This window comes from Pseudomonas taetrolens (genome assembly GCF_900475285.1).
GTDB lineage: Bacteria > Pseudomonadota > Gammaproteobacteria > Pseudomonadales > Pseudomonadaceae > Aquipseudomonas > Aquipseudomonas taetrolens.
Map to the genome: position 1 here is coordinate 64,518 of NZ_LS483370.1, position 20,804 is coordinate 85,321.

General features: G+C 57.2%; 21 protein-coding genes. 9 read left to right on the forward strand and 12 right to left on the reverse strand.

The window, feature by feature from the left end; all coding sequences use genetic code 11:
- Positions 1-218: 218 nt before the first annotated feature.
- The 4 genes from DQN55_RS00315 (at position 219) to DQN55_RS22235 (ending at position 2,982) form a co-directional block, all read left to right on the forward strand.
- The gene (locus DQN55_RS00315; protein WP_048381424.1) at positions 219-479 is read left to right on the forward strand and encodes an accessory factor UbiK family protein; all 261 of its coding nucleotides are present in this window, start codon (positions 219-221) and stop codon (positions 477-479) included.
- 42 nt (positions 480-521) lie between these two features.
- Positions 522-944, forward strand: a complete 423-nt coding sequence (locus DQN55_RS00320; protein ID WP_048381422.1) for a bleomycin resistance protein — start codon at positions 522-524, stop codon at positions 942-944.
- A 117-nt stretch (positions 945-1,061) separates the two neighbouring features.
- The gene (locus tag DQN55_RS00325; protein ID WP_048381420.1) at positions 1,062-2,555 is read left to right on the forward strand and encodes a YifB family Mg chelatase-like AAA ATPase; all 1,494 of its coding nucleotides are present in this window, start codon (positions 1,062-1,064) and stop codon (positions 2,553-2,555) included.
- Between the two features lie 214 nt (positions 2,556-2,769).
- Positions 2,770-2,982, forward strand: a complete 213-nt coding sequence (locus DQN55_RS22235; RefSeq protein ID WP_126514198.1) for an ATP synthase subunit B family protein — start codon at positions 2,770-2,772, stop codon at positions 2,980-2,982.
- Between the two features lie 298 nt (positions 2,983-3,280).
- On the opposite strand, the gene DQN55_RS00330 is transcribed toward DQN55_RS22235, so the two are convergent.
- The 3 genes from DQN55_RS00330 to DQN55_RS00340 all read right to left on the reverse strand — a co-directional run bounded on the left by DQN55_RS00330 (position 3,281) and on the right by DQN55_RS00340 (position 5,501).
- The gene (locus DQN55_RS00330; protein WP_048381418.1) at positions 3,281-3,967 is read right to left on the reverse strand and encodes a DUF4225 domain-containing protein; all 687 of its coding nucleotides are present in this window, start codon (positions 3,965-3,967) and stop codon (positions 3,281-3,283) included.
- Positions 3,960-4,463 (reverse strand): Hcp family type VI secretion system effector, encoded by a 504-nt coding sequence (locus tag DQN55_RS00335; RefSeq protein ID WP_048381416.1) that lies wholly within the window; start codon positions 4,461-4,463, stop codon positions 3,960-3,962. The genes DQN55_RS00330 and DQN55_RS00335 overlap by 8 nt, the downstream gene beginning before the upstream one ends.
- 117 nt (positions 4,464-4,580) lie before the next feature.
- Complete coding sequence (locus tag DQN55_RS00340; protein WP_048381414.1) at positions 4,581-5,501, reverse strand: LysR substrate-binding domain-containing protein; 921 nt, start codon at positions 5,499-5,501, stop codon at positions 4,581-4,583.
- A gap of 152 nt (positions 5,502-5,653) precedes the next feature.
- Between DQN55_RS00340 and DQN55_RS00345 the strand changes: the two genes are divergently transcribed.
- On the forward strand, positions 5,654-7,051 hold the full coding sequence (locus DQN55_RS00345) for a NorM family multidrug efflux MATE transporter (RefSeq protein WP_048381713.1): 1,398 nt from the start codon (positions 5,654-5,656) through the stop codon (positions 7,049-7,051).
- A 17-nt stretch (positions 7,052-7,068) separates the two neighbouring features.
- Here the strand turns inward: DQN55_RS00345 and DQN55_RS00350 are convergent, their stop codons facing one another.
- Complete coding sequence (locus DQN55_RS00350; RefSeq protein WP_048381412.1) at positions 7,069-8,736, reverse strand: putative bifunctional diguanylate cyclase/phosphodiesterase; 1,668 nt, start codon at positions 8,734-8,736, stop codon at positions 7,069-7,071.
- A 263-nt stretch (positions 8,737-8,999) separates the two neighbouring features.
- On the opposite strand from DQN55_RS00350, the gene rep reads away from it, so the two are divergent.
- Together rep and DQN55_RS00360 are read left to right on the forward strand one after the other, a co-directional pair.
- The gene (gene rep, locus DQN55_RS00355) at positions 9,000-11,009 is read left to right on the forward strand and encodes a DNA helicase Rep (protein ID WP_048381410.1); all 2,010 of its coding nucleotides are present in this window, start codon (positions 9,000-9,002) and stop codon (positions 11,007-11,009) included.
- Positions 11,010-11,065: 56 nt separating this feature from the next.
- The gene (locus DQN55_RS00360) at positions 11,066-11,635 is read left to right on the forward strand and encodes a xanthine phosphoribosyltransferase (RefSeq protein WP_048381408.1); all 570 of its coding nucleotides are present in this window, start codon (positions 11,066-11,068) and stop codon (positions 11,633-11,635) included.
- A 37-nt stretch (positions 11,636-11,672) separates the two neighbouring features.
- On the opposite strand, the gene DQN55_RS00365 is transcribed toward DQN55_RS00360, so the two are convergent.
- The 6 genes from DQN55_RS00365 to dadA all read right to left on the reverse strand — a co-directional run bounded on the left by DQN55_RS00365 (position 11,673) and on the right by dadA (position 17,799).
- Positions 11,673-13,595 carry an acetyl-CoA hydrolase/transferase C-terminal domain-containing protein gene (locus DQN55_RS00365; protein ID WP_048381406.1) on the reverse strand — a complete coding sequence of 641 codons (1,923 nt, stop codon included), beginning with the start codon at positions 13,593-13,595 and terminating at the stop codon, positions 11,673-11,675.
- 135 nt (positions 13,596-13,730) lie between these two features.
- Positions 13,731-14,144 carry a c-type cytochrome gene (locus tag DQN55_RS00370; protein WP_048381404.1) on the reverse strand — a complete coding sequence of 138 codons (414 nt, stop codon included), beginning with the start codon at positions 14,142-14,144 and terminating at the stop codon, positions 13,731-13,733.
- 180 nt (positions 14,145-14,324) lie between these two features.
- Positions 14,325-14,873, reverse strand: a complete 549-nt coding sequence (locus DQN55_RS00375) for a cupin domain-containing protein (protein ID WP_003437848.1) — start codon at positions 14,871-14,873, stop codon at positions 14,325-14,327.
- A 127-nt stretch (positions 14,874-15,000) separates the two neighbouring features.
- Positions 15,001-16,074: an alanine racemase gene (gene alr / locus DQN55_RS00380; protein WP_048381402.1), complete on the reverse strand. Its 1,074-nt coding sequence runs from the start codon at positions 16,072-16,074 to the stop codon at positions 15,001-15,003.
- A 98-nt stretch (positions 16,075-16,172) separates the two neighbouring features.
- The gene (locus DQN55_RS00385) at positions 16,173-16,526 is read right to left on the reverse strand and encodes a RidA family protein (protein WP_048381400.1); all 354 of its coding nucleotides are present in this window, start codon (positions 16,524-16,526) and stop codon (positions 16,173-16,175) included.
- Positions 16,498-17,799, reverse strand: a complete 1,302-nt coding sequence (dadA, locus tag DQN55_RS00390; protein WP_048381398.1) for a D-amino acid dehydrogenase — start codon at positions 17,797-17,799, stop codon at positions 16,498-16,500. Before dadA ends, DQN55_RS00385 begins: the two co-directional genes overlap by 29 nt.
- Positions 17,800-17,955: 156 nt before the next feature.
- Here dadA and DQN55_RS00395 point away from each other — a divergent pair, with 156 nt between their 5' ends.
- Positions 17,956-18,444: an Lrp/AsnC ligand binding domain-containing protein gene (locus DQN55_RS00395; RefSeq protein ID WP_048381396.1), complete on the forward strand. Its 489-nt coding sequence runs from the start codon at positions 17,956-17,958 to the stop codon at positions 18,442-18,444.
- A 14-nt stretch (positions 18,445-18,458) separates the two neighbouring features.
- Here DQN55_RS00395 and DQN55_RS00400 read toward each other — a convergent pair whose 3' ends face one another.
- Positions 18,459-18,812, reverse strand: a complete 354-nt coding sequence (locus DQN55_RS00400; RefSeq protein ID WP_048381394.1) for a YkgJ family cysteine cluster protein — start codon at positions 18,810-18,812, stop codon at positions 18,459-18,461.
- Between the two features lie 146 nt (positions 18,813-18,958).
- Between DQN55_RS00400 and DQN55_RS00405 the strand changes: the two genes are divergently transcribed.
- Entirely contained in the window at positions 18,959-20,260 is a 1,302-nt protein-coding gene (locus DQN55_RS00405; protein ID WP_048381393.1) for an NAD(P)/FAD-dependent oxidoreductase, read from the forward strand.
- A 131-nt stretch (positions 20,261-20,391) separates the two neighbouring features.
- Here the strand turns inward: DQN55_RS00405 and DQN55_RS00410 are convergent, their stop codons facing one another.
- Positions 20,392-20,637, reverse strand: a complete 246-nt coding sequence (locus DQN55_RS00410) for a DUF1127 domain-containing protein (RefSeq protein ID WP_048381392.1) — start codon at positions 20,635-20,637, stop codon at positions 20,392-20,394.
- Between the last annotated feature and the right edge of the window lie 167 nt (positions 20,638-20,804).

The following is a 20,804-nucleotide window of genomic DNA, read 5'->3' on the forward strand; positions in this document are numbered from 1 at the left end:
AGGCAACTAAGCAGAAACCTTGCCATGTCTGGGAAAGCCAGCAATTACAGCAAGTTATCCGCAGTTGATGGCTTTTAGCCTGATTTTGAAGGCTATTTGTGCACATAAACGGTGCATGGTTTGCGGGCGGCACGCCCAAAAAACGTGCGCGGGCAGGCGATAAATGGGCCCTGACACTGCGTGATACACTCCTGCCATCAGTTTTCAGGACCTTAACCATGCTCGCGCCCAAAGATCTTCTCGACACCCTGAGTGGCCACGCTTCACGTTTGTTCAGTGGGGAAACTCCGCTGCCGCGCAACGAAATAGAAAGCCAGTTCAAAGCCTTGCTGCAAAGTGGCTTCAGCAAACTGGACCTGGTGAGCCGTGAGGAATTCGACAGCCAAATGGTCGTCCTAGCCCGCACCCGTGCCCGCCTCGAAAGCCTTGAAGCCAAAGTGGCAGAACTGGAAGCCCGGATGTTGCCGCCGACCGAGTAATGCTCAACCGCGGTGCGTTTCTCTAAACAAGGATGTTTTTATATGTTGGTCATGAACCGCTTGGTGCCCGAGATGATTGTCTCGGACCTGGCGCGCAGCCTGCAGTTTTACTGCGGGGTACTTGGCTTTGGTATTGAATACCAGCGGCCCGAGCATCTATTCGCCTTTCTCTCCTTTCATGGCAGCCAGTTGATGCTGGAGCAGGACGATCTTGAAGAGTCCGCCTGGCGTGTCGGCCCGCTCGAAGCGCCCTTTGGTCAAGGCATGAACCTATCGATCAAATGCCCAGACGCCCAAACCCTGATCACCCGTCTTGAAGCCGCCGGACACCGCCTGCGCAAACCGCTGGAAGAGTGCTGGTATCGCAGTAACGACCTGCAGTTTGGCGAGCGAAACTTCCTGGTGCCCGATCCTGATGGCTACTTGCTGCGCTTTGCCGAAGATCTGAGAACGAAAGCCTTGTAGTCGTCACGTGAGTAGCCGTTTGGCAGACGATCGAGCACACATTCCGTATCCATTCCCGCCCTGCTCTTTGATCCTGATTCGCGCACCATGTCTTTTTGCGAACTCAAGGAATGAGTCATGTCGCTGGCTATCGTTTACAGCCGTGCCCAAGTGGGCGTCGAAGCTCCCTGTGTCACGGTCGAGGCGCATCTGGCCAATGGCCTACCGGCGCTGACACTGGTCGGGCTGCCTGAAACCGCGGTCAAGGAAAGCAAGGATCGTGTGCGCAGTGCGATTCTCAATTCCGGGCTGGATTTCCCTGCCCGGCGCATTACCCTCAACCTGGCACCTGCCGATCTGCCCAAGGATGGCGGGCGCTTTGATCTGGCTATTGCACTGGGCATTTTGGCGGCCAGCGGGCAATTACCCGCACCGGCGCTGGTACACGTGGAATGTTTGGGTGAGCTGGCATTGTCGGGGGCCATCAAGCCAGTCCAGGGTGTATTGCCGGCTGCCTTGGCCGCGCGATCGGCAGGTCGGGCCCTGGTGGTGCCGCTGGCGAATGCGGAAGAAGCCTGTCTGGCGTCCGGATTGACCGTCATCGCAGCCGAGCATTTATTGCAGGTCGTGGCGCACTTTGCAGGCCGTGGGGCGATTGAGCCTTATGCAGCCAGTGGTTTGTTGCATGTGAGCCAACCTTATCCGGACCTGAGCGATGTACAAGGTCAGCTCTCGGCCAAGCGGGCGTTATTGGTCGCGGCAGCGGGCAGCCACAATGTACTGTTCACCGGCCCGCCCGGTACGGGTAAAACCCTGTTGGCCAGCCGCCTGCCGGGGTTATTGCCACCGCTCAACGAGCAAGAGGCGCTGGAGGTGGCAGCCATCCAGTCGGTGGCCAGTCATGTGCCCTTGAGTTGCTGGCCGAAGCGTCCGTTCAGGCAGCCGCACCACTCAGCGTCCGGCCCGGCGCTGGTAGGAGGCGGCTCAAAACCGCAGCCGGGGGAAATCACTCTCGCCCATCATGGCGTGTTGTTTCTTGATGAGCTGCCCGAGTTTGATCGCAAAGTGCTGGAAGTCTTAAGAGAGCCCCTGGAGTCCGGGTTTATCGTGATTGCCCGCGCCCGGGACCGGATGCGCTTCCCGGCGCGCTTCCAGCTGGTCGCTGCGATGAACCCCTGCCCTTGCGGTTACTTGGGCGAACCCACCGGACGTTGCCGTTGCACCCCGGAGCAGATCCAGCGCTACCGCAACAAACTCTCCGGCCCCCTGCTCGACCGCATCGACCTGCACCTCACCGTGGCCCGTGAAACCACCGCACTCAACCCCCCGCTCGCCTCTGGCGACACCACCGCCAACGCCGCCGCGTTAGTGGCAAAGGCACGTGAACGGCAGTTGCAACGCCAAGGGTGCGCCAATGCCTTCCTCGATCTACCGGGTGTGCGAACCCAGTGTGGTCTGAGCGAAGTGGACAACACCTGGCTGGAGACCGCTTGCGAGCGCATGACCTTGTCACTTCGGGCGGCGCATCGGTTGCTGAAAGTGGCGCGCACATTGGCGGACCTGGAACAGGTGGAATGCATTGAGCGCAAACACCTGGCGGAAGCGTTGCAGTACCGGCCGGTGAGTGGGTGATGGGTGTGGAATATGTTTGTTATTTGTAAGAAATGTCTTTTGGTGGGATGAGGTGATTCTTTTATATAAGTAGTACTCGCAGTAATTGTGGTAAATGAAAGTTTTGGAGGTGGGAAGGCATAACCAAGGGCAGGTATAGTGTGGTGGATTTATTGGGGGTGTGGGCAGTCATGTTTATATTAGGCTTAGTACCCGAGCTGGGGTGTATTTAATAGTGCTGGCGACCAGCGTGTTTTATACAGCACCTATTGTTTTTTGGATTGACCGTTTTATGCCGGTTGGTGGGGGTACAATTTTTGCTGTTAGAACGATTGCATTTGTTGTGCTTGCGCTCGTGATTTATTACTGCTTGATGCCGGTGATGCGCAAGCTATTACCGCAACGTGAGAAAAAATCATTGGCAGGATGGCGGCTGTGGGTGAATTAAGTGCAATAAATACTTGTTGCGCAGAATGTTTTAATGGGTTCGGAGATTTTCAAAGAATTTTTCTTGGGTGTATGTATGGACTTAAAAAACAAGCTGTCCGTAGCAGGTATGTATTTGGCTGTTTTGGCTGGCGCTATGACCTTTTCGGTGATTATTGTGTGGTGCCTTGCACAATTAATTCCCATAGACGTAGGTCCTAGACGTATTTTACTTGGAGTGGTTTATTCGGTGGTAGCAACATGGGCTGTGCTTTTTTATGCTCCACGATTACGTAAGTTTTGGTAGTGGCCCAAGCGTTTTATTCGGGAGGCTCTTCTTGCTTCATTGATTGTATCGTGTAGATGTTAACGATAATTTCAAAGGTTAAGGCTGGTTTGCTCATTTGTCTGAATGCACGCGTGTAATTTATGAGGTCTTGTCTGAATAATTGGAACGAATTTGGTTTACGTACCAGCCACGCCAGTCCGCCCACTGACAAGCCTAAGTCATTAATGCCATATAAAATGTTTCCTTCGTGGACCCCGCCCATGGTGTCTTGGTAGATTTTTCTCAAAGGTCCTGTGGTGCTACTCATGCTCGACCCGTTATGAATGTTTCCAGCTCCCTCGTATATATTGTTCAAGCCGTGGCTGACGTAGAGGCCCCCCAGAGGAACTGCAACTCCAGAAGATCCCCAGCTTATGCCAACCCCCGTGCCAACTTGTGCAGCCCCACCCGCCACAGTAATCCCATTCTGCATATAAAACCCCACCTTCCCCCTCAGCGCCTCATACTCTTCCCATAACGTCTCCAGCCCTTCTTGCGCGCTGATAACCCCGTCCACAACATCTTGAACAATCTCGTCGACAAACGCGTCTACTTGCCTCATGAAACTGAGCCGCGCAACGCCGTCATTGATGTGCAGGGCGCAGGCTTTGCGGCCGAGGGCGATGAGTTCTTCGCCGGCCTGGTCGACGTCTGCCTGGGTGCAGCGCGGATCATTCATTTTTGGTCAGCCAGGACATGCCAGCGCTGGTGCGGGCGGCGATGTGTTCGAGGATGATGTCCTGATAGCGGATGGCCACGTATTCGATGGGTTGTGAGTCGCCCTTTGAGGTTGCGGTGGGCACGCTGAGGTTGATGTGGGCAATGCGTGCTTCGCGCAGTTCGATGCGAAAGTACTTCTCTTCGCCTGTGGCGGTGGGTGAGGAACGGTAAAGGTGAATGATGCAGTTCAGGCTTTCGCCGTCGTCCAGGGCCTTGGCCAGCAAGGGCGAGGACTTGTCGATGTATTTGCTGATGACGACGGGCTGGTGTTTGGCATTGCTGCCAAATTGGTTGGTGTTATGACCGCTGAACAGGTTGTGGTCGACGGACAGCACCATGATTTCGTCGGCGTGGGTGGCTTGGCATTTGTTGCCCATGGAGGCGGGCGTAGAGCAACCGGCCGACATGAGACCGCTGGTGGTCCCGGTAATGGTCATGTAACTGTTATTCGCCATGAGCTGCTCGCCTTCGCCTTGAGTGGAAGCGAGCAGTCTATGGCGGGTTGCCGGGGCGGCTTTGTAGGTGGATTCTGAAATTGCCTAGGCAAATAGATAATTATGTCGGCAGAGCTGTTAGCCCAGCCGTTCTACCTCCGGCAATTCCATGGCGGCGACTTCTTGCTGCAAAAAATCACTCAAGCGGCGCAAGCGTTCGCCGCCGGGGCGGGTCTTTGGCCATACCAGATAGTAGTTCTCGCCGCTGGCCACGGCTGCTGAGAACGGCAGGCTCAAGCGATTCTGGGCAACGTCTTCTGCGACCATCAGCAGGTCTCCCATCGAAATTCCGTAGCCTCGGGCGGCGGCGATCATGCCCAGTTCCAGAGTGTCGAACACTTGTCCGCCCTTGAGCGAAACTTGCCCGCCGAGGCCCATGCAATCGAGCCAGCGACGCCAGTCCCGGCGGTCAGGCGTGGGGTGGAGCAATTCGGTCGCCGCCAGCCGTTTGGCATCCCACGGTTGCTCGTTCAGCAAATTGGGCGCGCCCACCGGGATCAGCATTTCCGGGAACAGCAACGTAGCCTCCCAGTCTGGCGGAAAGTGACCATTGCTCAGCAGCACGGCGCAGTCGAAGGGTTCCTGATTGAAGTCCACATGGTCGATGTCCATCCAGGCACTGGTCAGTTGCACTTCGTTGCCGGCCTGTAAATGTCGAAAGCGACTGAGTCGGGCCAGTAGCCAGCGCATGGTCAGGGTTGAGGGGGCCTTCATGCGCAAGATGTCATCTTCGGCGCGCAAGGTGGTGCAGGCGCGTTCCAGGGCGCTAAACCCTTCGCGAACCCCGGGCAGGAGCAAGCGGGCGGCTTCAGTGAGTTGCAAAGTACGGCCGTTGCGCTGAAATAACCGGCAGGCAAAGTGCGCCTCCAGGGTTTTGATATGGCGGCTGACAGCGCTTTGGGTAATCGACAGCTCTTCGCCCGCGCGGGTAAACGAGCTATGGCGAGCGGCGGCCTCGAAGGCACGCAAGGCATAAAGTGGAGGAAGATTACGAGGCATGAGGTTTATTCCGACAATTCAGCAGGAAAAGGCAGCATATCTGTACTAATACATGAGTTTTAATTATGTCAGGGATCGTTTTTATCCCTTTGCTTAAAACACTCAAGGCGCCGAGAATCAAGCCTTTCAACGTATCTAAAGAAATCGAACTGATGATCAAACAGCATTCTGCACGTATCGAACTCCGGGCCATTTTGCGGCTGGCAGGGCCGCTGATTGCCTCGCAGTTGGCACATATGCTGATGGTACTGACCGATACGCTGATGATGGCTCGCTTGAGTCCTGAGGCACTGGCCGGCGGAAGTCTTGGGGCCGCCAGTTATTCGTTCGTGTCGATTTTCTGCATTGGTGTGATCGCTGCCGTGGGCACCCTTGTGTCGATTCGTCAGGGCGCCGGTGATATTGAGGGCGCGACGCGCTTGACCCAGGCCGGGCTGTGGCTGGCCTGGGCTTTGGCATTAGCGGGCGCGGTCATGCTGTGGAACATCAAGCCGTTGTTGTTGCTGTTCGGCCAGACGCCCACGAACGTAGAGGCGGCAGGGCAATTCTTGCTGCTATTGCCATTTGCCCTGCCCGGTTACATGACATTCATGGCCTTGCGCGGCTTTACCAGTGCGATGGGGCGTGCAACGCCGGTGATGGTGATCAGCCTGATCGGCACGGTAGCCAACTTTTTGCTCAATTACGCGCTGATTACCGGCATGTTCGGCCTGCCAAAACTGGGCCTGATGGGGATTGGCCTGGTGACGGCCATTGTGGCGACCTGCATGGCGCTGGGCCTGGCCTGGCATATTCATCGGCATCCGGCCTACGAGGCTTATCCGATCAGCAAGGGGCTGTCGCGGATTAATCTGACCTATCTGCGTGAGTTGTGGCGCCTCGGTCTGCCCATTGGTGGCACCTATGCGGTGGAGGTCGGATTGTTTGCCTTCGCTGCGCTCTGCATGGGCACCATGGGCAGTACGCAACTGGCCGCCCACCAAATTGCGTTGCAGATCGTATCGGTGGCGTTCATGGTCCCGGCGGGCATGTCGTACGCCATTACCATGCGCATCGGTCAGCATTATGGCGGTGGTGATCTGGTGCGGGCGCGGCTGGCAGGGCGGGTCGGGATCGGCTTTGGTGCGGCGGTGATGCTTGGTTTTTCATTCGTGTTCTGGTTTTGGCCGAAGGAGCTGATCGGCCTGTTCCTGGGCTACAACGATCCCGCGTTTCGCCCGGTGTTTGAACTGGCGGTCAGCCTGTTGGCGGTGGCGGCCTGGTTTGAGCTCTTTGATGGTGCGCAAACCATTGCCATGGGTGCTATCCGTGGGCTCAAGGATGCCAAGACGACCTTCCTGGTCGGGCTTTTCTGCTATTGGGTCATTGGTGCGCCAATGGCTTGGCTGATGGCGTTTACTTTCGAGTGGGGGCCAACCGGCGTGTGGTGGGGCCTGGCCCTGGGCCTGGCGTGCGCCTCTGTGAGTTTGACGCTGGCATTCGAGTGGAAAGTACGGCGTATGCTCAAACGGGAGCGCAAGGCGGCGAACGCAGCGGCCATGACGGTGTAGGCGCTGGCGTGCCGTGCTCAGATCGCGTATGACACCTGCTGTCCTGCTTGTGGGGTCAAGTATTCAACCAGCTCCACCAGCGGCAATGGTTTGCTGATGAAGTAGCCTTGCACCTGGTCGCAGCCAAAATCGCGTAGCAACGCTAACTGCTCGGGGGTTTCGACGCCTTCGGCAACGACTTGCAGCTGGAGGTTGTGAGCCAGATTAATCATGGCGTGCACCAGCTTACGGTTCTCTTCGCGACTCTCCATGCCGCCGACGAAGCTTTTATCGATTTTGAGCAGTGTGATCGGCAGGCTGTTGAGGTGCACGAACGATGAAAACCCGGTACCAAAGTCATCCAGCGAGAAGCGTACGCCGAGTCGTCCCAGGGCATCCATCGTTTGCTTGACCAGTTCGCTGCGGCGCATGACGGCAGTTTCGGTCAGTTCGAATTCCAGCCACTGAGCGTCGACACCCCGCTCGGTGATCAGGCGGCTGAGGGTCGAGAGCAGCTGGCTGTCCTGGAACTGGCGGAACGACAGGTTGATTGCCATGTGCAGCGGTGCCAGCTTGTTTTCACGCAGGGTTTGCATGTCACGCAGGGCCCGCGAAATAACCCAGTACCCCAAAGGCACGATCAGGCCGCTTTGCTCGGCCAGCGGTACGAATTCGCTGGGTGCGAGCAAGCCGCGCTCGCTGTGGCGCCAGCGCACCAATGCTTCAAGTCCGACAATCTGCCCGCTGCTGAGGTCCAGGCGCGGTTGGTAATGCAGTTCCAGTTCGTTGCGTCGCAAGGCGCGACGCAGCTCGCTTTCGAGGTCTGCGAGGCTGCGGGCGTTGCGGTTGATACGCTCGTCGAACAGGTAAAACGTACAGCCCTGGGTGTTTTTGGCCTGCTGCATGGCGATATGCGCATGCCACATCAAAGGGTCGGCACCCGCGTTGGCGCGTGCGTGGGCGATGCCCAGGCTGCAGCCGATCAGCAGGCTTTCGCCATCGACCCAGTAAGGCTCAGCCATCACTTCGATGATCCGCTCGGCCATCCACTCCGCGCGCTCGGGCGCTCGCCGGGTGTCGATCACCAGGGCAAATTCGTCGCTGCCCAAGCGGGCCACTTGATCACCGGCTTCGAGCTGGCTTTTAAGGCGTGCCACCACTTGCAGGATCAAGCGGTCGCCGGCTTGATGGCCCAAGGCGTCGTTGGCATGGCGAAAGTTGTCCAGATCCAGGTGACCCAGGGCAATGCCACGGCCTTCATTTTCGGCCAGACGCACCGCCAGCAGTGTCTGGAAACCTTGCCGGTTGGCGATACCGGTCAGGGGGTCTTCCTCGGCCAGGCGCTGCAAAGTGTGTTCAAGCACACCGCGTTCGCGCACATGACGCAGGCAGCGCCGCAGGACATCGGTGTTCAGGGTGGCCGCCACCAACCAGTCGCTGACCCCTTGGGGCGGAACATCCGGCTCGGTATCCAGCAGCAATACGCTGGACAAGCGGCAACGGCCCGGCGCGGGTTGCAGGGCCGGGGTGGTCAGGAGCAGGGCATTTCGATCGGCCTCGAACAGGTAGTTCACAGACTCCCAGTCCGGCGCGCAAATCAGTAAAACCGTGCTTCCCATGGGCGCCAGACACTCGCGCAATAACGCTGCCCAAAATGGCTCTTCGGCCAGTAGCAGCAAACGCAAGGGTTCGACAGGCGTAGACAAGCTAGCTCCCTAGACTCTGCAAAAAAACAGGCGATGGGCAGTATGACGTGCAAGTTTACAGGGGGCAAATGACATGGATTATCAAATACATATTGCCGATTTTATTCCAACATTAACCTTAAATCTGTCCGGCATCCTGCGCGAAAGTAACAAAAGCGGAAAATTTAGATAGAGGGCTACGTCACACTGTCGCACAGAGGCAGCATTATCTGCTCAGCCTGTTAAAATGCCTGCCCTTTTTATATACGACCCCCTGACTCGTCATGTCCCGACTCAATCCCCGGCAGCAAGAAGCCGTGAGCTACGTCGGCGGCCCTCTTTTGGTGCTCGCCGGCGCAGGCTCCGGCAAAACCAGCGTGATCACCCGCAAAATTGCGCATCTGATTCAGAACTGCGGCATCCGTGCCCAGTACATCGTCGCCATGACCTTTACCAACAAGGCCGCGCGCGAGATGAAAGAGCGAGTGGGCACTTTGCTCAAGAAGGGCGAAGGTCGGGGGCTCACGGTTTGCACGTTCCACAACCTGGGGTTGAACATTATCCGCAAGGAGCATGCCCGGCTGGGCTACAAGCCGGGCTTCTCGATCTTTGACGAAGCAGATGTCAAAGCGCTGATGACCGACATCATGCAAAAGGAATACTCGGGCGATGATGGGGTCGACGAAATCAAGAACATGATTGGCTCGTGGAAAAACGACCTGATCCTGCCGCCCGAGGCGCTCGAAAACGCGCGCAACCCCAAGGAACAGACGGCGGCCATCGTCTACACCCACTACCAGCGCACGCTCAAAGCCTATAACGCTGTGGACTTTGACGACCTGATCCTGCTGCCGGTGAAGCTGTTCGAGGAACACGCCGACATTCTCGAGAAGTGGCAGAACAAGGTCCGCTACCTGCTGGTGGATGAATACCAGGACACTAATGCTAGCCAGTATTTGCTGGTGAAGTACCTGATCGGCAAGCGTAACCAGTTCACTGTGGTGGGCGATGACGACCAGTCCATTTACGCCTGGCGCGGTGCCCGCCCGGAAAACCTAATGCTGCTCAAGGACGATTACCCGTCCCTGAAAGTGGTGATGCTGGAGCAAAACTATCGCTCCACCAGCCGGATTCTTCGCTGCGCCAACATTCTGATCGCCAACAACCCACACGCGTTCGAGAAGCAACTGTGGAGCGAAATGGGGCACGGCGATGAGGTTCGGGTCATTCGCTGCCGTAACGAAGACGCTGAAGCCGAGCGCGTGGCGGTCGAGATCCTCACCTTGCATTTACGGACCGATCGGCCCTACAGCGACTTTGCGATCCTGTACCGCGGTAACTACCAGGCCAAGCTGATCGAGCTGAAGCTTCAGCACCATCAGATTCCTTATCGCCTGTCAGGCGGTAACAGCTTCTTCGGGCGTCAGGAAGTTAAAGATCTGATGGCCTACTTTCGGCTGATTGTGAACCCGGACGACGACAACGCCTTCTTGCGGGTGATCAATGTTCCGCGTCGTGAAATCGGTTCGACCACGCTCGAAAAGCTCGGGAACTACGCCACCGAACGCAAAATTTCGATGTATGCCGCGACCGATGAAATAGGCCTGGGTGAACATCTGGACGCACGATTTACTGACCGTCTGGGCCGTTTCAAGCGCTTTATGGACCGTGTTCGCCAGCAGTGTTCGGGTGAAGACCCTATTTCAGCGCTGCGCAGCATGATCATGGACATCGATTACGAGAACTGGCTACGTACCAACAGCTCCAGCGAAAAGGCCGCGGACTACCGCATGTCCAACGTCTGGTTTTTGGTTGAGGCGTTGAAAAACACCCTCGAAAAAGACGAAGACGGTGGCATGACCATCGAAGAAGCCATTGGCAAGCTGGTGTTGCGTGACATGCTTGAGCGTCAGCAGGAAGAGGAAGACGGTGCCGAAGGTGTGCAGATGATGACGCTGCATGCTTCCAAAGGCCTGGAATTTCCCTACGTGTTCATCATGGGCATGGAAGAAGAGATTCTGCCGCACCGCTCCAGCATCGAGGCCGATACCATCGAAGAAGAACGTCGACTGGCGTACGTGGGGATTACCCGTGCACGCGAGACGCTGGCGTTTACCTTTGCCGCCAAGCGCAAGCAGTACGGCGAAATCATCGATTGTGCACCGAGTCGTTTTCTCGATGAGTTGCCGCCGGACGATTTGGCCTGGGAAGGCAACGACGATACCCCCACCGAAGTGAAAGCGGTTCGCGGAAATACGGCATTGGCCGATATACGCGCGATGCTAAAACGCTAAACTTGACTATTTTTTACTCTACCTTCAGCGCATAGGCGCTATTTGAGGACGTTACGTTGGAAGCACTGCACAAGAAAATTCGCGAAGAAGGCATCGTGCTTTCCGATCAGGTTTTGAAGGTTGACGCCTTTTTGAATCATCAGATCGATCCGAAGCTGATGCAAGAAATCGGCGACGAGTTCGCGCGCTTGTTCAAAGATGCGGGCATCACCAAGATCGTCACCATTGAGGCTTCGGGTATTGCCCCGGCTGTGATGACAGGCCTGAATCTGGGCGTTCCGGTGATTTTCGCACGCAAGCATCAGTCGCTGACCCTGACTGAGAACCTGCTGTCGGCCACGGTTTACTCGTTCACCAAGCAAACTGAAAGCACTGTAGCGATTTCTCCGCGACACCTGACCAGCAGCGATCGTGTATTGGTTATCGACGATTTCCTGGCTAACGGCAAAGCTTCGCAGGCGCTGATTTCGATCATCAAACAAGCCGGCGCGACCGTTGCGGGCCTGGGTATCGTCATCGAGAAGTCGTTCCAGGGCGGCCGTGCCGAGCTGGACGCTCAAGGCTATCGCGTTGAGTCCCTGGCACGGGTTAAATCTCTGGCTGGCGGCGTTGTGACCTTTTTGTAAGAGCGAGCAAACTCGCTCCTGCAGGAGATTGGCCCCGTTATTTAGCGGTGGCCTGTAGCCCGGCCAGCAGCAGACGCTGGTAGAGCTCCTCGCGCAGCCCTTCGGGCTGCGCGAGCTGCATGCGCGCCAGATGCTCGGGGAATGCCTGCGGCGAAGGTGCGTCGAGCGTAGCTCTGCCCAGCGTGTAGATCTGCGTGAGTTTGAATTTGCTTTTGAGCCAGTTCAACGCTCGTAGCAGGTCTTGCTCCTGCGCGCTGAAATCGCTGCCCAGCGGGTATTCCGGGAACAAGGGGGCATGGCGCGCGGCAATCTTCAGCAAGCGTTCCGGGCTGTTATCGGCAAAGCGTGGATCGAGGCAAAAGTCCTTGGGCAGCTTGCCGATTTGCTGTGCCTGCTCGATCAGTTCGGTCTGGAAGCGTGAGTCGCTGATGTTCAGCATCGCTTCAATGACATGGCGATCGGTTTTGCCACGTAAATCGGCGATCCCGTACTCGGTCACCACGATGTCACGTAAATGCCGGGGAATGGTGCAATGGCCATATTCCCAGACGATATTCGAGCTCACCTCGCCACCCGACTCGCGCCAGCTGCGCAACATGATGACGGAGCGTGCGTCATGCAGGGCGTGACCCTGGGCGACGAAGTTATATTGCCCGCCGACCCCGCTGAGCACCCGCCCATCCTCCAGCTGATCGGCTACGGCGGCCCCCAGCAAGGTGGCGGTAAAGGCGCTGTTCACAAAGCGTGCATCACGCCGTTGCAGGCGCTTCAGATCTTCCTGACCATACAGCTCATTGATATAGCTGATAGCCGTCATGTTGAATTCGGCGCGCTTGTCAGGGGGCAGATCCCGCAGGCGTTGGTAAAAGCTGCTTGGCCCCAGAATGAAGCCGCCGTGAACACTGACGCCATCGGTGTGAAGGCTTTCATTCAGAGTGCCAGCATTGGCTTGGGCCTGTCGTTCGGCATCCGGGTAAACCTTGCGCCGTACAATGCCGGCATCCACCAGCATCATTAGCCCGTGTACAAACATTTCACTGCAACCATACAAGCCCTGAGCGAGCGGTTCGACGCCGCCTTGGTGTTCAATCAGCGTGCGCCAAGGTGTGGTATCAATCTCGTCGAGCAGGGCGCGATAGCGCGGATTGTCGGCATGCCGTGCCAGCAACGCTGCGCTCAAGGCATCGCCCATGGCGCCAATACCAATTTGTAACGTACCGCCGTCGCGAATCAGCGTGCTGGCGTGCAGGCCAATGAAGTGGTCCTGGGTGTTCACCGGCATATTGGGCGTAGAAAACAGCGTGGTGCACTCTTCGTCCTCGATCAGCAGGTCAAAATCATTGGCGCTGAGTTCTGAGTCGCCCGGCATATAGGGCAAGTCGCGGTGAATCTGGCCCAGCATCAGAATGGTTTCACCGGCATCTCGCCGTTTGGCGATCATTGGCAATAAATCGAGGGTGATGTCGGGATTGCAGCTCAAGCTCAGGCGGTTCGCGTCTCGGGGATGACGCGCGATGAGTTGTGCCACAAGATTCAAGCCAGCAGCATTGATGTCGCGGGCAGCGTGGCTGTAGTTGCTGCTGACGTAATTTTGTTGAGCGGTGGGGCTGTTCAGCAAGCTGCCTGGTTGCAAAAAAAACTGCTCGATCTGAATGTTGTCGGGCACGGCATCACGCTGCAGATCCGCCAGATAATCCAGCTCAATGTAATCGCCAAATACCCGCTCAATAAAGGGCTGCAGAAAACGTCGCTGCAACCCATCGCCCAGCATGGGACGGCCAAGGCTTAAAGCGGTGTAGATCGTCAACTGACGTTCGGGTAATCGCTTGACCCGCTGATACAACGCGTTGACGAAGCGGTTGGCTTTGCCCAGACCCAGCGGCAGACCGAGGTGGATATGTGCGGGTAAACGCGCCAGCACATCATCCACTGCATTCTCGATCGAACAGGATTGCACCATCTGAGCCTCCAAAACCATCCGTGAATAGAGATGTGACAGAGAGTGACGGTTGTTGGTTGCAAAGACCAGAGAGCAGATCAAAACCTTCAGGCACAAAAAAGCCGCCCATCAGCGGCTTTTTTGGAGAAGGTCGGCTTACTTCAAGCCAGACATCTTCTGGATGGCACCTTTGAGGTCTTCATCGGAACAGCTCATGCACGTGCCTTTTGGCGGCATGGCGTTGATACCGGTGATGGCCTTGGCCAGGATGCCGTCGAGGCCTCCCTGGTGATCGGCGCGCTCTTTCCAGGCTGCGGTGTCACCGATCTTGGGTGCGCCCAGCAGACCGGTGCCGTGGCATGCATTGCAGTGCTTGGCAATGATGTCATCGGGGGTCATTCCACCGCCGCCGCCTGCAGAGGCCACAACGTCCATGCCTTTGCATTCTTCGCCCTGGATACAGACCTTGCCAACGGGCTCGAGGCGTTTTGCGATGTCATCGTTGGTCGCTGCTTGAGCGTTGACTGCCCAAAGGGCCATTACTGTTGCTGGTATGGCCAGCATTTTCATAATTAGGTTCACGCGTACACCCTCAATGGTGGCTAGTCACGCCCACAACCACGGTTTCGCGGGCGGGCGAAAGTATAACGGTTAGCCCGCCACTCTGAAACAACCCTAAAGACAAAGGGGGAATAGAGGTGGCGAAATGCAGCGCCGGGTACCTCTGTAAATACAGGGTGCCTCTGGTTATTAGAAGTTAGCCGGTGTTGCTGCGCTGATAAGTCGCGCCGCAACGTCGAACGGATTACGGAAGCGGTGTGGCTTGGAGCTTTCAAAATAATAGCTGTCACCTGCTTCAAGCACGAAGGTCTCAAGACCTACGGTCAACTCGAGACGACCTTCGACCAGAATTCCGGTTTCTTCGCCTTCATGGGTCAGCATTTCGTCCCCGGTGTCTGCGCCCGGTGGATAAATTTCATTGAGGAATGCAATGGCTCGACTGGGATGCGCCTTGCCGACCAGCTTCATGGTCACGGCGCCATCTGAAATATCGATCAGTTCATTGGCTTTGTAGACAATCTGTGTCGGCTTTTCCTGAAGGATTTCTTCGGAAAAAAACTCGACCATGGACATGGGGATGCCACTCAGCACTTTTCTCAGGGAGCTTATCGAAGGGCTCACACTGTTCTTTTCGATCATCGAAATGGTGCTGTTGGTGACGCCCGCGCGCTTGGCGAGTTCACGCTGTGACAGGCCTTTCAGTTTGCGGATGGATTGCAGTCGTTCACCGACGTCCAATGCGGGAGCCTCCTAGGGATCAGATTCAAGTCGAGAAGCCGCCATCATGGCGATAGCGTTCAGTATTTACAACACTTCGACTTCAAACCTGCGTGCCCTTTTGGCCCCGCATTTTGGCTACAACCCATCAGCTCCCGGAATAGAGGCGTGGCGCGCGTTTCAGGTTGCAGAAAATCTGGTAAGGAATAGTGTCCGCTTTATCTGCCACCTCACTCGCCAGGATATTTTTACCCCACAACTCAACGCTCGAACCGAGGCCGGCTTGCGGAATATCCGTCAGGTCGATGCACAGCATGTCCATCGAGACCCGCCCCAGCAACTGGCTGCGCTGACCGGCAACCAATACGGGTGTGCCGGTAGGTGCCTGACGTGGATAACCGTCGGCATAACCCATGGCCACGACGCCGATGCGCATTGGTTTCGATGTGATGAATTTCGCGCCATACCCTACCGGTTCGCCAGCGGGCAATTCACGCACGGAAATCACTTTGGACTCCAGCGTCATCACCGGTTGCAAGCGTGAGGCTTGAGCCTGGGCTTCTTCGAACGGCGTGGAGCCGTACAGCATCAAGCCTGGGCGCACCCAGTCGCTAGGCACGGCAGGCCAGCCGAGGATTGATGGAGAGTTACGCAAGCTGATTTCAGCAGACAGGTCGGCGCGTGCGGCCTGGAAGACCGCGAGTTGCTCTTCGCTGCGGGTGCAGTCCAGCTCATCGGCGCGGGCAAAGTGACTCATCAGGACGATTTTGGCCACGTTGGCGCTGGCTTGCAGGCGCTGATACGCGATTTTGTAGTCGGTGGGGTGCAAGCCGACACGGTGCATGCCCGTGTCGAGTTTAAGCCACACCTGGATCGGCTGGGCGAGGTTGGCGCGTTCGATTGCATCGAGTTGCCACAGCGAATGCACGACACACCAAAACCCGTGCTCGACGATCAGCGGCAGTTCATCGGCTTCAAAAAAGCCTTCGAGCAGCAAAACCGGAGCCTGAATGCCGGCGGCACGCAGTTCCAGCGCCTCTTCGATACAGGCCACGGCAAACCCATCGGCTTCGGCTTCCAGAGCCTGGGCGCAATGTACCGCGCCGTGTCCATAGGCATCGGCCTTGATCACGGCGAGGGCCTTGGCTCCCGACACTTCGCGGGCCAGTTGGTAGTTATGACGCAGGGCTTGAAGATCGATCAGGGCACGGGCTGGGCGCATGGCGGCGGGCTTCTAACGGCGGAGGAAGAAAAAGCGGCACTGACGCGCAGGTTTAACCGCGCGTTGTGCCGCACAGAGGCGGTACTCGATGCCCGATGTTAAGGCAGCGCGGCGATGACGGACAGCTCGACCAGGATCTCCGGTTCGCACAGCTTGGCTTCAACTGTGGCGCGAGCCGGTGCTACACCTTTAGGCAGCCACTGGTCCCACACGCTGTTCATGCCGGCAAAGTCGGCATCGATATCCTTGAGGTAGATGGTGACCGACAGGATCTGGCTTTTGTCGGTGCCCGCCAGATCCAGCAAGTGTTCGATATTGGCCAGTGTTTCGCGGGTTTGCTGCTCAACCCCCGCATTCATGTCGTCACCCACTTGGCCGGACAGGTACACGGTGCCGTTATGAGCGACGACCTGGCTCATGCGTTCATTGGTGAGCTGGCGCTGGATTGCCATTTTTTGCAGTCTCCTTGTGGGTGCCGTAACGAGAGATATCGAGGCCTTCCGTGCTGATTTGCGGGGTCTTTCTGGCCATCACGTCAGCGAGGAAGCGACCGGAACCGCAGGCCATCGTCCAGCCGAGTGTGCCATGACCGGTGTTCAGAAACAGGTTCTTGTAGGGGGTTGCGCCCACAATCGGTGTGCCATCCGGCGTCGTCGGACGCAGGCCTGTCCAGAAGCTGGCCTGGGTCAGGTCGCCGCCCTGAGGATAAAGGTCGTTGACGATCATCTCCAGGGTTTCACGTCGACGCGGGTTCAGCGACAGATCAAAGCCGGCGATTTCAGCCATGCCACCGACACGGATGCGGTTGTCGAAACGGGTAATCGCGACTTTGTAGGTTTCGTCGAGAATGGTCGAAGTCGGTGCCATGTCCGAGTTGGTAATCGGGATGGTCAGCGAGTAACCCTTGAGCGGGTACACCGGCGCACGGATCCCCAGCGGCTTGAGCATTTGCGGCGAGTAGCTGCCCAGGGCCAGTACATAGCGATCAGCAGTTTCGAGCTTGCCGTCAATCATGACGCCATTGATCCGGTCGCCCGCGAAGTCCAGGTGCTGGATGTCCTGGCTGAAGCGGAACTCCACGCCAAGGTTCTTCGCCATTTCCGCCAGGCGCGTGGTGAACATCTGGCAGTCGCCCGTCTGGTCATTCGGCAGTCGCAGGGCTCCGGCCAGAATGTCGGTGACGCTGGCCAATGCCGGTTCAACCCGGGCAATCCCGGCACGGTCGAGCAGCTCGAAAGGAACGCCGGACTCCTTGAGTACCGCGATGTCCTTGGCTGCACCATCCAGTTGCGCCTGTGTGCGGAACAATTGGGTGGTGCCGAGGTTACGGGCTTCATAAGCAATGCCGGTTTCGGCGCGCAATTCGTCGAGGCAGTCACGGCTGTACTCGGACAGACGTACCATGCGCTCCTTGTTGACGGCATAGCGGCTGGCGGTACAGTTGCGCAGCATCTGCGCCATCCACAGGTATTGATCGATATTGGCGGTGGCCTTGATCGCCAAAGGGGCGTGGCGTTCCAGCAGCCATTTGATGGCTTTGAGCGGAACGCCTGGCGCTGCCCACGGCGAAGCATAGCCTGGGGACACCTGGCCGGCGTTGGCAAAACTGGTTTCCATTGCAACGGCTGGCTGACGGTCCACAACGACAACGTCGAAACCGGCTCGGGCCAGATAATAGGCGCTGGCAGTACCAATAACGCCGCCACCCAGTACCATAACTCGCATATTTATTTCCCTCATCGCGGCCAGCCGCTGACGTTTATTGTTCAAAGCGAAGATGGACGCAGTATAAGAAGCATTGGCCAGTGAATTTCACTATATAACCAGCTATATTTGGCGACAATTCTCGGCCAAAACGCTTTTGACAAAGGAGAATCTCCTATGCGTACAAATCATCAAACCAAGCGGGAACTGGACAAGATTGACCGGAATATTTTGCGCATCCTGCAGGCTGATGGCCGGATCTCTTTTACCGAGCTCGGAGACAAGGTGGGACTGTCGACCACGCCTTGTACCGAGCGGGTACGCAGGCTGGAACGCGAAGGGATCATCATGGGGTACAACGCACGGCTCAATCCGCAGCATCTGCAGGGCAGTTTGCTGGTATTCGTTGAGATCAGCCTCGATTACAAGTCAGGCGATACATTCGAAGAATTTCGACGGGCTGTGCTGAAACTGCCCCATGTTCTGGAATGCCATTTGGTTTCAGGCGACTTTGACTATCTGGTAAAAGCGCGGATCAGCGAGATGGCCTCGTACCGCAAACTGTTGGGCGATATCTTGCTCAAGCTGCCCCACGTACGGGAGTCCAAGAGCTACATCGTGATGGAGGAAGTGAAGGAAAGCCTGAACTTGCCAATTCCGGACTGACCTGCACTCTGCCCTTAAACCAGGACCTGCCGGGTGCTGGCGATGTATTCATGTACCAACTTCTCGGCGCTTGGGTGGATCAGTTCCACGGGGCGGCGTCCGTTAGGGCACGGCAAGGTCGGCGTGGTGCCGAACAGGCGACAGATCAGCGGCCGCTCTTCGTACACGGTGCAGCCGTTGGGGCCCAGGTGCACGCAGTTCAGTTCATCCATGGCGGCTTCTTGCTCGGCCGCGGTTTTGCGCGGCAAGCGGGCCATTTCTTCGGATGAGGTGGTCACGGGCCCGCAGCAGTCGTGGCAACCCGGTACGCATTCAAACGACGGAATCTGTTGCCTGAGAAAGTGGATCTTGTGACTGTTACAGCTCATCTAAAGCTTACCGGATGTGTAAAGGCCGCAAAGTCTGCCTGAAAACGCCTGCTCTAGACAGCGCCGTCCGGCTGTTCTTGCTCCTTGGGAATGGCCCGGCTTATGCTCCGTAAAATTTTCCAAACACAAATATCAGGATTACGCACATGAACGCCCCGGTTCAGCGCAGCCAGCACACCGCCTCTTACTATGCCGCCAGCAGCTTGCCGCAACCCGACCACCCGGTGTTGCAAGGCGAGCATGTGGCGGATGTGTGCGTGGTCGGGGGTGGCTTCTCGGGCCTGAACACAGCACTGGAGCTGGCCGAGCGTGGCATGAGCGTGGTGCTGCTCGAAGCGCACAAGATCGGCTGGGGGGCCAGCGGGCGTAATGGCGGGCAACTGATTCGCGGTGTCGGTCATGGCCTCGAACAATTTGAAGGCATCATCGGCAAAGACGGTGTGCGGCACATGAAACTGATGGGGCTGGAGGCGGTGGAAATCGTTCGCCAGCGTGTCGAGCGTTTCAATATCCCGTGTGACCTGACGTGGGGCTATTGTGACCTGGCCAACAAGCCGCGTGACCTTGAGGGCTTTGCCGAGGAAGCCGAAGAGTTGCGAGGTTTGGGCTATCGTCACGAACTCCGCCTGCTGCAAGCGAATGAGGTGCGCAGTGTGGTGGGCTCGGATCGCTATGTCGGAGGGCTCGTTGATATGGGGTCGGGGCACTTGCATCCGTTGAATCTGGCGCTGGGCGAAGCTGCTGCCGCGGCACAGCTGGGTGTACGCCTGTTCGAGCACTCAGCGGTGACCCGTATCGATTATGGTTCTGAAGTCCGTGTGCACACGGCGCAGGGGACGGTTCGGGCCAAGAGCCTGGTGCTGGGTTGCAATGCTTATCTCAAGGACTTGAACCCTCAGCTCAGCGGCAAGGTGCTGCCAGCCGGTAGCTACATCATCGCCACTGAACCATTGAGCGAAGCCCAGGCCCATGCCTTGCTGCCGCAAAATATGGCGGTGTGCGATCAGCGTGTAGCGCTGGACTATTACCGGCTTTCGGCTGATCGGCGTTTGCTGTTTGGTGGCGCTTGTCATTATTCGGGACGGGATCCGCAGGATATTGGCGCCTATATGCGTCCGAAAATGCTCGATGTATTCCCGCATCTGGCCAACGTGAAAATTGATTACCAGTGGGGCGGGATGATCGGTATTGGCGCCAATCGGTTGCCGCAAATCGGTCGACTGCCGGATCAACCCAATGTGTATTACGCACAGGCCTATTCAGGGCACGGGGTGAACGCCACCCACCTGGCTGGCAAGTTGTTGGCCGAGGCCATCAGCGGGCAGCACAGTGATGGCTTTGATCTGTTTGCCCAAGTCCCGCATATCACCTTCCCGGGCGGCAAATACCTGCGCTCACCCTTGCTGGCGTTAGGGATGCTCTGGCACCGGCTGAAAGAGCTGCGCTAAAAAACGGAGCCGCTGCCGAAGGCTGCGTCCGGCGGTGTGTCAGCTAAGTCCGACACCTTTGCATTTACAACCGCTTCGCAATCGGGCGTAGCGTTCGGCAGTGGCTACGACATTTACAGCGTGTGCGCGGGTCAAGAGCGCCAAAACGGTTTTAGCCCTTCACATTGCGCCAGGTGGCGGTTCAGGCCCACGTCGCGCAGTTGCTGTTCATTGAGGTTGAGCAAGGCGCGGCGGGTGCGCGAGCGGTGCCAGAACAAGGCCCAACGGCTTAACCCTTGAGGCGCACTGGTAGTTGGATAGACTCCGTGGCCGAGCTCGTGCTCGGCTTGAAGTTGCGGGTTATGCAGTGTCAGGCGTACATCGCTCAAACCATTCATTGGACGCTCCCTTTTGACTCAAATGTCATGAGTCAGCATGATGGCGCTGCACCAAAAACCATGACAGATTCAACAGCGTGCTTTTACGCTCATACAGATAGCGTTTTTAGCTGCTGAATCCTCTGTTTTTGCACCATCTGTACTGGTTCGTCGTTCGTCTATCTGCC

Excerpts from the sequence above, each read along its gene's own strand:
- DQN55_RS00325 (WP_048381420.1), top strand. The coding sequence starts at position 1,062 with ATGTCGCTGGCTATCGTTTACAGCCGTGCCCAAGTGGGCGTCGAAGCT.
- DQN55_RS00315 (WP_048381424.1), top strand. The coding sequence starts at position 219 with ATGCTCGCGCCCAAAGATCTTCTCGACACCCTGAGTGGCCACGCTTCA.
- DQN55_RS00340 (WP_048381414.1), bottom strand. The coding sequence starts at position 5,501 with ATGCCTCGTAATCTTCCTCCACTTTATGCCTTGCGTGCCTTCGAGGCC.
- DQN55_RS00320 (WP_048381422.1), top strand. The coding sequence starts at position 522 with ATGTTGGTCATGAACCGCTTGGTGCCCGAGATGATTGTCTCGGACCTG.
- alr (WP_048381402.1), bottom strand. The coding sequence starts at position 16,074 with ATGCGCCCAGCCCGTGCCCTGATCGATCTTCAAGCCCTGCGTCATAAC.
- dadA (WP_048381398.1), bottom strand. The coding sequence starts at position 17,799 with ATGCGAGTTATGGTACTGGGTGGCGGCGTTATTGGTACTGCCAGCGCC.
- DQN55_RS00385 (WP_048381400.1), bottom strand. The coding sequence starts at position 16,526 with ATGGCAATCCAGCGCCAGCTCACCAATGAACGCATGAGCCAGGTCGTC.
- DQN55_RS00400 (WP_048381394.1), bottom strand. The coding sequence starts at position 18,812 with ATGAGCTGTAACAGTCACAAGATCCACTTTCTCAGGCAACAGATTCCG.
- DQN55_RS00345 (WP_048381713.1), top strand. The coding sequence starts at position 5,654 with ATGATCAAACAGCATTCTGCACGTATCGAACTCCGGGCCATTTTGCGG.
- DQN55_RS00410 (WP_048381392.1), bottom strand. The coding sequence starts at position 20,637 with ATGAATGGTTTGAGCGATGTACGCCTGACACTGCATAACCCGCAACTT.
- DQN55_RS00330 (WP_048381418.1), bottom strand. The coding sequence starts at position 3,967 with ATGAATGATCCGCGCTGCACCCAGGCAGACGTCGACCAGGCCGGCGAA.
- rep (WP_048381410.1), top strand. The coding sequence starts at position 9,000 with ATGTCCCGACTCAATCCCCGGCAGCAAGAAGCCGTGAGCTACGTCGGC.
- DQN55_RS00365 (WP_048381406.1), bottom strand. The coding sequence starts at position 13,595 with ATGGTGCAATCCTGTTCGATCGAGAATGCAGTGGATGATGTGCTGGCG.
- DQN55_RS00395 (WP_048381396.1), top strand. The coding sequence starts at position 17,956 with ATGCGTACAAATCATCAAACCAAGCGGGAACTGGACAAGATTGACCGG.
- DQN55_RS00405 (WP_048381393.1), top strand. The coding sequence starts at position 18,959 with ATGAACGCCCCGGTTCAGCGCAGCCAGCACACCGCCTCTTACTATGCC.
- DQN55_RS00370 (WP_048381404.1), bottom strand. The coding sequence starts at position 14,144 with ATGAAAATGCTGGCCATACCAGCAACAGTAATGGCCCTTTGGGCAGTC.
- DQN55_RS00335 (WP_048381416.1), bottom strand. The coding sequence starts at position 4,463 with ATGGCGAATAACAGTTACATGACCATTACCGGGACCACCAGCGGTCTC.